Source organism: Ruminococcus flavefaciens (genome assembly GCF_900108555.1).
GTDB lineage: Bacteria > Bacillota > Clostridia > Oscillospirales > Ruminococcaceae > Ruminococcus > Ruminococcus flavefaciens_P.
The window spans coordinates 1-12,099 of the sequence record NZ_FNWV01000025.1; the positions used below are offsets into that span (position 1 = coordinate 1).

At 42.0% G+C, this 12,099-nt stretch carries 12 protein-coding genes; all 12 read left to right on the top strand.

Annotation, left to right across the window (positions count from 1 at the left end):
* Window positions 1-380 precede the first annotated feature (380 nt).
* On the top strand, window positions 381-1,754 hold the full coding sequence (locus tag BLW60_RS15915; protein ID WP_074719131.1) for a radical SAM protein: 1,374 nt from the start codon (window positions 381-383) through the stop codon (window positions 1,752-1,754).
* Complete coding sequence (locus BLW60_RS15920) at window positions 1,735-2,469, top strand: hypothetical protein (RefSeq protein ID WP_074719133.1); 735 nt, start codon at window positions 1,735-1,737, stop codon at window positions 2,467-2,469. Before BLW60_RS15915 ends, BLW60_RS15920 begins: the two co-directional genes overlap by 20 nt.
* Window positions 2,470-2,473: 4 nt before the next feature.
* The gene (locus tag BLW60_RS15925; RefSeq protein ID WP_074719135.1) at window positions 2,474-2,734 is read left to right on the top strand and encodes a PqqD family protein; all 261 of its coding nucleotides are present in this window, start codon (window positions 2,474-2,476) and stop codon (window positions 2,732-2,734) included.
* Entirely contained in the window at window positions 2,727-3,161 is a 435-nt protein-coding gene (locus BLW60_RS15930) for a S24/S26 family peptidase (protein WP_074719137.1), read from the top strand. Before BLW60_RS15925 ends, BLW60_RS15930 begins: the two co-directional genes overlap by 8 nt.
* 155 nt (window positions 3,162-3,316) lie before the next feature.
* Window positions 3,317-3,835 carry a class I SAM-dependent methyltransferase gene (locus BLW60_RS15935; protein ID WP_207645953.1) on the top strand — a complete coding sequence of 173 codons (519 nt, stop codon included), beginning with the start codon at window positions 3,317-3,319 and terminating at the stop codon, window positions 3,833-3,835.
* A 9-nt stretch (window positions 3,836-3,844) separates the two neighbouring features.
* A complete protein-coding gene (locus BLW60_RS15940; protein WP_074719141.1) occupies window positions 3,845-5,545 on the top strand; it encodes an ABC transporter ATP-binding protein in 1,701 nt (566 codons plus the stop codon).
* The gene (locus tag BLW60_RS17305) at window positions 5,532-5,663 is read left to right on the top strand and encodes a hypothetical protein (RefSeq protein WP_278289932.1); all 132 of its coding nucleotides are present in this window, start codon (window positions 5,532-5,534) and stop codon (window positions 5,661-5,663) included. The genes BLW60_RS15940 and BLW60_RS17305 overlap by 14 nt, the downstream gene beginning before the upstream one ends.
* Before the next feature lie 6 nt (window positions 5,664-5,669).
* Window positions 5,670-6,644 carry a nucleotidyltransferase family protein gene (locus tag BLW60_RS15945; RefSeq protein ID WP_081348304.1) on the top strand — a complete coding sequence of 325 codons (975 nt, stop codon included), beginning with the start codon at window positions 5,670-5,672 and terminating at the stop codon, window positions 6,642-6,644.
* A gap of 600 nt (window positions 6,645-7,244) precedes the next feature.
* Window positions 7,245-7,367: a hypothetical protein gene (locus tag BLW60_RS17310; RefSeq protein ID WP_278289933.1), complete on the top strand. Its 123-nt coding sequence runs from the start codon at window positions 7,245-7,247 to the stop codon at window positions 7,365-7,367.
* On the top strand, window positions 7,357-8,415 hold the full coding sequence (mcrC, locus tag BLW60_RS15950) for a 5-methylcytosine-specific restriction endonuclease system specificity protein McrC (protein WP_074719145.1): 1,059 nt from the start codon (window positions 7,357-7,359) through the stop codon (window positions 8,413-8,415). Before BLW60_RS17310 ends, mcrC begins: the two co-directional genes overlap by 11 nt.
* Window positions 8,416-8,885: 470 nt before the next feature.
* Window positions 8,886-11,552: a dockerin type I repeat-containing protein gene (locus tag BLW60_RS15955; RefSeq protein WP_074719147.1), complete on the top strand. Its 2,667-nt coding sequence runs from the start codon at window positions 8,886-8,888 to the stop codon at window positions 11,550-11,552.
* 103 nt (window positions 11,553-11,655) lie between these two features.
* Window positions 11,656-12,099 (top strand): hypothetical protein (locus BLW60_RS15960; RefSeq protein WP_139283447.1); only part of this gene is annotated, 444 nt, incomplete at its 3' end.

The window sequence follows — 12,099 nt, forward strand, 5'->3', positions numbered from 1 at the left end:
GTGCATATGTAAGACCGTATGTAATTGTCAAGGACAAGAGCACAAATGCTGAAACCACAATTTATCTTGATACACAGTATGTATCCGCAGCAGAACTTTCTGCACAGTAACGAAATTGTTCCTATATGGTAATAATCGAGTGCTTTAACCCGATTCATTACATAGATCGATCTATTTACGTGAATGGAGGTGTATTTGAAATGAGAAACTATGTAGAGGCTGAGCTTGAGATCATCGCTTTCGACGCAGAAGATGTTATTACAACTTCTTGCCCTGGTGAGGATGACAATATGTAATCTCAGTTCAAAATACTGACAGCGAAGGCTGTATGGCTGTAATAGCCGTACAGCCTTATCGCTATTTTTGCTAAAGGGTGAATTATGATAATAATAAAGAACGGTGACAGCAATGTCACCAAGATAATAAACAAGAAAAAACTGAACAAAGATACCGAGTATCGTATTTCGCTGTTCACATACTTTTATTCTGAAAACGGTAAGTATCTTATACAGAATACGCTGACGCTTGAAGTAGCAGAGCTGACAGAACAGGAATGGAACGCCGTTCAGCAGATAAGAAAAGAGCATGTCAGCTATGATTACATTGCTGCAAACGGGCTTGAACAGCTTGCGATGTCAAGATATATAGTTGAAAAGGACTATGATGAGATCGCTCAATATAAGAACGTTGTTTTTGTAGTGAAAACTGTTGCTATGGCAAAGAAAGGCTATAGCTCATATATCATCTGGCCCACAACGGGCTGTAATGCAAGATGTATTTACTGCTTTGAAGAAGGATTCAAAACCAGGACGATGACGCCTGAGATCGCTGATAAAGTGATAGAATTTATCAAAGAGACAAAGCAGGACGGAAAAATCAAAATTAAATGGTTCGGCGGCGAGCCATTGTTAGGTCATATAATGATATCATATATGTGCCGAAAACTCAAGGAGAATAATATCGAATTTGAATCAACGATGATAACAAATTGCAGCCTTGTTACAGAGGAACTTGCAAAAGAGATATCCAAGCTTTGGAATATGAAAAAGATACAGGTCTCATTAGACGGCAACAAGGCAGACTATGAAAAAAGAAAGCGCTACTGCGCTCCGGAAAAGTATAATTATGACACGGTGATCAGGGGAATACGTTTCCTTGCGGCAGAGGGACTGAAGATAAATCTAAGGTTTAATGTAGACGATAATAATATTGATGGGCTTGCAGCATTTGTAGACCAACTGAAAGCAGATTTGAGCGATGCAAAGAATATTAATATGTATCTTTCACCATTGTTTGGCGTTGATAAATGCAGGCCATCTGAGACGCTTTTTAAAAAAATGGCGGATCTTACAGAATATTGTCGTAACATAGGCTTGATAAAGACTGACTATTTCAAGAGAGATAACAAGTTTAAAGCTAATTATTGTATGGCAGACTCAATGGACAAGACTATTGGCATAGGTCCTGACGGTGAGTTCAATAACTGCGATTCTCTTCTGGAGAAGAATGTATGGGGAGACCTCTTTTACGGCATTACAGATCAGGCAAAATATGATGAGCTTTACAAGTCAGTCGATATAGATGAAAGATGCAGAGAATGTTGTTTCCTTCCACGCTGCACTCCGTTCTATAAGCAGAGGTGTCCGCTTTATATTGAAGAATGCTATGATTTTAAATGTATGCAGACTGAAAGTTACCTTTGCGCCCTTATGAAAGGAGAACCGAATACGGACGATGATGACGAAGAATTATAAAATAGCAGAAAAGGTCATCGAGGTGACCTCTATATATGAGAGAGTTCATGATTACTGCAAGGACTATGAGACCGATGAAAAGCCGGATTTCTCAGTGACGACAACTGCCGAGGACATTATCTACGAAAAGCAGAAAACCTACTCGGAATATGCCTTTGAGGGTAAGCAATCACCGAATTATTCAGATGACTTGCTTGAAGAGACGGCAGTATACCGCAAGATAGCTGAGAAGATGCCGCAATATGATTCTTTTGTATTCCACGGTTCTGTTATTGCAGTTGACGGACAGGGATTCCTGTTCACGGCAAAATCCGGTACTGGCAAGTCAACGCATACAAGATTATGGCGCGAATATTTGGGTGATAGGGCTGTTATGGTCAATGATGACAAGCCCTTGATTTCTGTGCATGACAATGGTATAATTGTTTATGGTACACCATATAACGGCAAGCATCATCTCGGCTGTAATATGTCTGTACCATTAAAAGCGATATGTGTAATTACACGCGGCGAAAAAAATAATATCGTCCGCATAAAAAAATCAGAAGCCTATGCAATGCTTCTGCAACAGGTCTATCGTCCACAGGACCCTTTGCAAATGGCTAAGACTCTGAAACTTATTGACAAAATGGCAGAGAGCGTGGAACTATACAAGCTCGCCTGCAATATGGATATAGAAGCGGCGAAAGTCGCATATAACGCAATGAAAGGTTGATATTATGAAACTCAATAAAGCATTTTTAACACATGACGACGGTGATCAGAAGATCCTCGTTTCCACAGGAGCAAGCAAGTTCTCAGGACTTGTCCGCAGCAATGAGACTGCCGGATTTATCATAAGCTGCCTCGAAAAGGATACTACCGAGGCTGAGATCGTATCTAAGATGGAGAAGAAGTATGATGGTCCGAAAGAGGCTATGGAGCGCGATGTTAAGAAGGTTATTGACCAGCTCAGAAAAATCGGAGCAATAGATGGCTAATTCGACATTTGAGGAACAGCTTGCCAAAAATGGCAAGTTCATCTATACAAACAAAGGCGACAGTATGATGCCTCTTATCAAGCAGGGAAGTGATCTGCTCATAATAGAACCTGTTCACGGCAGACTGAAAAAGTATGATGTTCCGCTGTATAAACGCGATAGCGGACAGTACGTCCTGCATCGTATCCTCAAAGTCCGCAAAAACGATTATGTTATCTGCGGAGACAATCGATGGATAAAAGAGTACGGTATCTGTGACAGGCATATTATCGGTGTACTGACAGCCGTTGTCCGCAACGGTAAGGAAGTTTCTGTGCACGACCGGAAATACAAGCTGTATGTTCACTTATGGTGCGACTTCTTTCCTGTTCGTGCATTTATCGTACACGTTGTCAGCAAGCTGAAAAGAATGGCAAAGAATATATAATGAGTAATAAGAAGAAAAAAACAGTATTCAAAATAATAAAACGCAAGTACAAGAGTGCATTGATAAAAGCTGCTCATTTTTTTGATAGTATAAAAGATAAAAAAATATGCGGCTGTTCGCTTGTAAAATATATTCCATCATTGTATCGCGAAACAATGGGAGCCACAGGAAGCGAAGCAACCTGCTACTGGGCACTTGATAAGATTTTCGGCGATGTCATTTTGGAAAAAAATGATTCTTTTATCGACATTGGATGCGGTAAGGGACGAGTTCTTGCCTTTATACAAAGAAAAGGCTATTCATGTAAGATTACTGGAATAGAGCTTAATAAAGATGTTGCTGAATATGCTCAGAAGTGGGCTTCAAAGTATGATAACATAACCATATTGAACGGCAATGCTTTTGAGCTTGATTACAATGATTATTCGGTATTGTTTATGGGACGGCCTTTTGAAACGGAAACTTTTTATAAGTTCATAGATCAGCTTGAGGAAAAACTCAAACGTAAGATCAGATTGTTTTACTGGTGGGACACACAAAGCGGTGCATATCTTGAAAACCGAAAAGGCTGGGCAATGATAAGACGCGACTGGATATATAAAAGTCATGGCTTATACATGTATCATTGTCCACAGCGCTATACATTATGGGAATATACGCCTTATGAAGAATAACGCAGTAAAATGGCTGTATTCGGTCACTGGCAGAAAAAATGGAATATCCTTTGGCTGATGATAGTGAATGCGCTTCACGGCGGCAGCGGAGTACTTTACGCACTTCTGCTGAGAAATATCGTAGACAGTGCAGTTGACGGCGACAGAAACGGCTTCAAGCTGAATGTTCTCTTGATAATACTCCTTGTGTTAGCACAGGTCGCAATGCGAGCGATAATTCGCTGGCTAGAGGAGCTTTCACGTGCCTCATTTGAAAACCTTTTCAAGCAGAGACTGCTCAACAATATCCTCACCAAAGACTTTGGAACTGTCAGCTCAGTACATTCAGGTGAGTGGCTGAACCGCCTGACAAATGACACAGTTGTGGTTGCTCAGAATAGCGTTGAGATTCTGCCCGGACTAGCTGGTATGATAGTGAAAATGGTAAGTGCAATGGTGATGATGATATTCCTTGATTACCGATTTGCACTTGTTCTGCTTCCAGTGGGAATAGTCCTTTTTTTCGCTACATACGGCTTCCGAAAGGTATTGAAAAAGCTCCATAAGAATATACAGGAGCGTGACGGAAAGCTCCGTGTATATTTGCAGGAACGTCTCGGAAGTATGATGATGATACGCTCATTTGCAGCTGAAAAACAGACCGAAGCCGAGGCACTTGACAAGATGTGCGACCACAAGGGCTCGCGCATGAAGCGCGTCCGCTTCTCAAATTTCTGCAATATCGGTTTCCAGACAGGTATGCAGGGGATGTATGTAGGCGGCGTTATTTACTGCGGCTATGGCATTCTCACTGGAGCTATCAGCTACGGAACGCTTACAGCGATAACTCAGCTCATCTCTCAGATTCAGTCGCCCTTTGCTAATATAACGGGCTATTTACCTAAGTATTACGCCATGACGGCGAGTGCAGAGCGACTTATGGAGATAGAGGAATTCGAGAACGACAACGATGTTCAGCCTATGGATATTGATGAAACTCTCGATTATTACCGCAGCAGCTTCAAGGCTATGGGACTTGATAACGCAGAGTTTGCCTACTATCCGTCAGGCGACAGCGTTCGTCAGCTCAGCAAGGATACAATGCCTGTTGTTCTCAGGGATATAAGCGTTGAGATAGGCAAGGGACAGTATGTTGCGTTCACGGGCCACAGTGGTTGCGGCAAAAGTACCGTCCTGAAGCTGCTCATGTGTATTTATAAGCTTGATGACGGCAGGCGTTATATAACCGATAGGTCTGGAAATACAGAGGAACTTTCAGCGAAGTTTCACCGTCTGTTCGCTTATGTTCCGCAGGGTAATCAGCTTATGAGCGGAACGATACGTGAGGTCATATGCTTTGCAGATAAGAGCGGGCTTCATGATGATGAGCGTATAAATGAAGCGCTGAAAATAGCCTGCGCTTATGAGTTCGTAAGCGAACTTGACGACGGAGTTGATACACTTCTCGGAGAGCGCGGAACAGGTCTTTCAGAAGGACAAATGCAGCGTATAGCCATAGCAAGAGCTATATACTCAAAATGTCCAATCCTGCTCCTCGATGAAGCTACAAGTGCTCTTGATGAGACTACCGAAAGAAAAGTTCTTGAAAACCTCAAAAAAATGACAGATAAAAGTGTAGTAATAGTTACACATCGTCCAGCCGCACTTGATATATGCGATAGGATACTGCAATTTACCGATAACGGAGTGATAGAAAATGGAAAAGCGTGAATTTCGCAAGAATGCTGCGGATATGATATATCTCACAGCCTGCGCGATCAATAATAAAAAGCCCAGACAGGAACGTATCGACAACCTTGATCTGCCGAAGCTGTTTGAGGTGTGTTAGAAGCATATTCTCACAGCTTGTGTTGCTTATGCACTTGAATCAGTGGGCGTTAAAGCTAACGACTTCACACAGGCAAAGGAAAAGGCTATCCGTAAGAATATTCTCCTTGACGTTGAGAGTGGTAATATACTCCGCAGACTAGAAACTGAAAAGATTTGGTATATGCCATTGAAGGGATCTTTTCTCCATAACTGGTATCCAAAGTTGGGAATGAGACAAATGACTGATAACGATATTCTTGTTGACAGTGAAAAAATGGTTGAGGTACGCGATATATTCCTTGATTTAGGTTATACCTGTGAACACTTCGGTCATCAGAACCATGACGTTTACTTTAAAGAGCCAGTGCTAAATTTTGAAATGCACAGTGGTTTGTTCAGTTCAGCACATATAGGAAATCTGTATGGTTACTTTAATAACGTTAAGGGGCGCCTGATCAAGGATCAGAATAGCGATTATGGGTATCACTTCCGTAATGAGGATTTCTATCTGTTTATGCTTGCTCATGAGTACAAACACTTCACAGGCGGCGGCACTGGAGTACGTTCACTTGTGGATACATACATATTTCTGCGCAAGTTCAAAGGCTCTCTTGACTGGAACTACATCAATACAGAGCTTAATAAACTTGGTATAGCAGAGTATGAGAAGCAAAATCATGAGCTTGCAATAAAAGTATGTACCTTGAAGCAGCTTACGCTTGAAGATAAGAGACTTCTCGACTACTATGTTATGTCAGAAACTTATGGTAATACAGAGAATTCCGTCAAAAATGGCATTAAATACCGAGGTAACGGGTCTAAACTTGGATACATACTGTATCGTATATTCCCGCCTATAAGCTTTCTTGAAGCCTCTGTTCCATGGGTGAAGAAGAGTAAGCTTCTTATACCTGCATCGTATATCTACAGATTTTATCGCTGTGCGACCAGCAGCAAAAAAGATGTGGAACGTGAGGTAAAGCAGCTTGAAAAGTTGTAATATATATTTGAATCTTTCTAATAAAGAGAAACTTAAAGGCGCCTGAACAGGCGCCTTGTTTTTAGGATATTATATAAATATTAAAGTCCACAATATCTCTAAATAATAGTGGGTGGGAGTTTTCATGTTAGTTGGCATGTGTAAGTGGCGATCAGTTAAGTCCATTGTCTGGCATATTGCCACCATTGCCTACAGGCGGTTGTGATAACATCTTCTATATCAAACTCTATAAGCTCCATTTCAGGAGCTATGTACTTTTATTTCATGATAAGGTCCTCCATTATTCAAATGCAAGTTTGCAGATCAAGTCGTCACTTATGTCAGAGCTGTTGGAAATTGTTACAACCAATATACCTACAAATATCAGTATAAAAAATTACGTTATTTCTTCTATGTACGCCTCCCGTAATTGGAGGCGTTTTTATACATAACTTAGACAGAGAGCCCATAAGATTAATCCTCAAACTCGAAGTCATCCGCATCGTTATCCGATTCTTCGTAGCCAGATACAAAGTTGAAAATATTAAACTCATCCACATCGTCCTCTTCAAAGCCAAATCCTGCGCTATCATAATCCTCAAATGCCTCTTTTGGATCGGCGTGTGCCTGTGCTTCCTGTGGGGATATGATATTATCCCTATGCTGAAAGAGTATTGGTTCGATGATAAGGATAAAGCCGATAAGTGGTCGGAAAATCTGAGAGGATTATTCAATGACAAGTGATAAAGGTATTTTTATTCAGAATATATACTATATGCTTTCTTATGCATTTCAGATATTGAAGCAGGAGGATTATAAGCATGTCGCAGGCGAGAAGTTTGATAAGATACACGACCTCTTCGCAGCAATACTTGAAAAGGGCGTTGCTCGTCAAGTAAAACAAGGACTGTACCGTGAGTATGTTCCGATGCAAGAAGACTTATCTGTCATGCGAGGGAAGCTAAGTATTAATGAAACACTGCGTTTACAAGTACAAAGAGAGCAGAAGTTATCATGCGAGTTCGATGAATTTTCTGAGGATAATATCTATAATCAAATATTGAAAGTTACGATATATAGGCTTATATCTGTAGACGGTGTTGCTGCCGAAAGAAGGCAGGCTTTGAAAAAGCTAATAGTTTTCTTTGGTAATGTGAAGCTGATACATTCAGATCATATCGCTTGGAACAGGCTGATCTATCAGCGCAATAACCGAAACTATGAATTGCTATTGAATATTTGCTACCTGGTGCTGAATGGTCTGCTTCAAACTACTGAAGATGGAAATTACAAGCTCATATCATTTTCAGATGAACATATGGAACGCCTTTACGAAAAGTTCATTTTGGAATATTATAAACAACATCATCCTGAACTTTCACCTGAGGCTCCTGTAATTGACTGGAATCATACAGAAATGCCAGATCCGAATATGATACAGTTTCTACCGAGGATGAAGACAGATATTGTTCTTCAAAAAGGAGATAAGAAATTAATAATAGATGCTAAGTATTATGGACAAGCCATGATAAAGAACTATAATAAAGAAACACTGCGTTCGGCACATTTGTATCAAATATTTGCATATGTCAAAAATATGGATACAAAGAATACTGGTAATGTTTCAGGACTTTTGCTCTATGCCAAAACCGAGGACGAAATGTTCCCTGATGGACAGCCGTTCATTATTAGTGGGAATAGTATCGGAGCAAGAACTCTTGACTTGAATCAAGAATTCAAAAACATTTCAAATCAGCTGGATAGTATTGCAAATGATTATTTTCTTAAGTGATATAAAAGACGCCTTCATGTGAAGGCGTTTTCTCTTTATGTTTCCCCGTATACCTGGTCGAGACAGGACATGGTTTGCGATATTCTCACATACTAGACAACGTAAACTCCATACAAACAGCTAAGCTTCCCCATTGCGGGGAAGCATTTTTTATCTCTATTCAGCTGTTTGATTATATGATAAACTTCCTCCGCAACGTTGTATATGAAGACGTTCTTATCTCTGAGGAGCCTTGTTATCAAAGTAGAACCTGCAACTCTGACCAGTTACCCGGGAAACGTATTGACAACTCAATTCTGATATATGTGTTCATAGAAAGTTTACGATTTCAGCCGCACATTTTGCCAGTCTCATACGTTAAATCCTATATAGACTATAGTACAATTATCTCTTGCATTCGGCGAGATATCGTTGTATAATGGAATCAAGCAGTTAAAAACTGCAAATCTGAAGAATGGCAGGTGAATGATATGAAGCTCAAGAAGATAGCTGCTGCAATTGCCGCTGCAGCAACTGCAATTGCCCCTCTTTCGGCGGACAGGCTTTCTGTGTTCGTTCCTTCCGCTGTGTATGCGGCTGAACACGCTATGGGAGCTGCTCTTCCCGACTGGATCCCCGACAGCTTTGAAAGTGCTCTTGGATTCAGGAATACATACGGTGCTACTCTTGTAAAGGACGGCCTTGTATGTGTTGTGTTCAAGGAGAGTATGGCAGAAACGTCAGATGATGAACAGCAGGGAGCGTCACGTTATGAGATCAGGACAACGGAAGGCATGATGAAAGAACTCAAACGTGAAACTTACTGCTCGGAAAGCTCGGAGACAGGCAGCTGCTATGAGGTGGCAGTATACTATGCTCCAGAGAAGCAGGGTGAGTTTGCTGTGGCACTGACCGACAAGTGGATACAGATATGCATAATGCCTGAGGACGGATACGACCCTGTTATGGAGAACAATGCCCTTGCTCAAAAGGCGGGGATCGATCTGGGAGGCGTTAACGCTTCTGTTTTCTATTCCTTTGCAGTAGACGAGGATAAGGAGATCACCGAGACAGATATCTACGGCTGGCTTCCCGACTGTGCTGCCGAGTACGAGGCATATAAGGAGAAGAACGGAGCTGTATCCGCAAAGGATGATCTCGTTCTGTTCTGTATAGACAAAGCTATCGGTACGGCATACAGCTGGACCTCAGCTGTGGATGAGGATATGTTCAGGGAACTGTTCCGGTCATCATGTTCCGTGGAAACAGCAAAGGTACTGGACGGAGGCACACAACGCTTTGTTGCTGTTTACAGGGCTCTGAACAGCGGAAAAGGCATTATCAGATGGGATTTCGCAAGAGGCGCTGACGCAGGCGTTCCCCTTGTTGAAAAGGCTATTGTTGCCGACTGTACCGTTGCGGATAACGGCAATAAGATAACCCTGAGCGATTCGTATCTGAGCGACGCAAGGCTGACATTTTCGTCCTACAGCATTTATTCGGGAGAACTGAAGTATTCCGCAAATGAGATCTACGATAAGTATTACGGCTCGGATTCGGCGGTCATAACCTCAAAGGAGGAACTTGACAAGTTCCTTTCGAGATATTTGAATGAGAGCGCGGCAAAGAAGTTCACGGAGCAGTATTCGGAGCTGTTCTTCGAGAATTATGTGCTGATGCTGAATACCTACCTTGACCCCTACAGGGGACGAGTGTTCAAGCATGGTCTGAGGGACGTGGTAAAAAAGGACGGTTATCTGGAAATCGACTATACCTCTGTGATAAGCGGAGTGCTCATGAGGACCTCGGATTTTGATATCCTCAGGGTAGAGATACCTAAGGAACAGTATGACGGTTCCTATGTTGTCTGGAACGACAATGAGATTCTGGAAAGCGATCTTGTACGTATAAAAGTAGTGGATATAGATACGGGCAAGACCATAGAGATACCCAATGACGATGTACTCAGCCTGTTCGGCGGCACTGTCAAGTACTGCGAGGGCTCTAATCCCTATTACTGGGATACGGAGCGCACAGGCAAGACCGTTCATGATCTTTACATCGATGAAAAGTATCTGCCCGAGGGCTATGAGCTTTATACATGGAACGAGGCTATCATTGATGAATATCCCTATAATACCGCGGATATAGTCTTTAACGTACAAAAAAACGGTAGCGGTACTACCTTTATGGACAAGATAGCCACAACGGTTCGTGGCATCAACTATGAAAAAATGACAGAGAGCGGACCTGCGGTGGTGACATCGGAAGAGGAGCTCCAGGAGATAATGTCCTCCTGGTTTACAAATGAGAGCCTGCAGAGGAAGGTTATGTCCAAGTACGGCGACGAGTTCTTCAAAGGCAACGTGCTGTTCCTTGACTGGGAAGTTGACTCCACTGGCGGCAGCGGTGTAAGCATCAGGAACATGGAGATCTCTGACGGAAATATCTCCGTATACTACATTGAACGCTCTCCCGATTACGGCATATGCAACACTGATTACCTGTGTATCTTACAGGCAACGGTTCCGAAGAGCAAATACCATGGTGAAAAGGTGGAGTGGAAGTGCCTCGGCGATGTAAACGGAGATAATGTATTCGGCATCGCGGATCTGCTGACCTTGCAGAAATGGCTGAAGGGCTCTGACGATGTGTCCATGCCCGACTGGACAAGGGCGGATCTTTGCAGGGACGGCAGGATAGATGTATTCGATCTTTGTATGCTGAGAAAGCAGCTTATCAGCTGCGATAACGGTAATCTGACAAATCCCCGTTCCTATGATTATAAAATGAATGTTGTCGTTCATTACAATGGTTACGGCTATGCAGGAAACTGGATCGAAAAAGATGATGAGTATATGGACTTCAGCATTTCCGAGGGCGACAAGTTCACTGAGAAGCAGGAAGGAAAATGGGTGAAGAATGATTCCGATGATCTCAATTATATTATTGAAGTCGTAAAGATTACAGATGATGGCATAAGAGTAAAGAAATGCCAGTACGGTGAGACATCATTTGAGATTCTTCCGCTTGGCAGGGTGCTCAGCCTTGAGAGTATGCACGGCAGTTCTGACAGTGCAAATTATTCCTATGATGTGAGCTTTTCAAGGGAATACCGATATCCTATTTACGGGATCGATTATGATTACAGACACTAAGAAACATAGAAATACGATTATCTCTTGCATTCGGCGAGATATCGTTGTATAATGGAATCAAGCAGTTATATGCCGCAAATCTGAAGAATGGCAGGTGAATGATATGAAGCTCACAAGACTCACAGCTGCTGTTATAGCAGTTGTAACCGCAATTATCCCTTTTTCTGCAGATAATGCAAATGTGTGCAATACATCAAAAGTATATGCAGAAGAATTCATGACAGAAAGCTCTATTCCTGACTGGATACCCACAACCTTTGAGGAAGCTGTCAGCTTCCGCAATAAGTACGGTGCAACTCACATCGGTTCGGGAAATGAAAGCAATCTGATCTGTCTTGTTTTCAAAGAGCAGTATCGCAGCCAAGCAAGGTATGAGATAAAAACTTCAGGAGCATTGGTAACCGAATACTGCCATGATGTATTTGTTAATGAAGACATCGATGTTGCATATGAAGTTGTGGTATATAAAAGCGCATGGAAAACGCCGCCTGATTTCAAGGTCAAATTCAGTCGTGATTCTGTATTGCAGCAGGAATACTCCTTTACA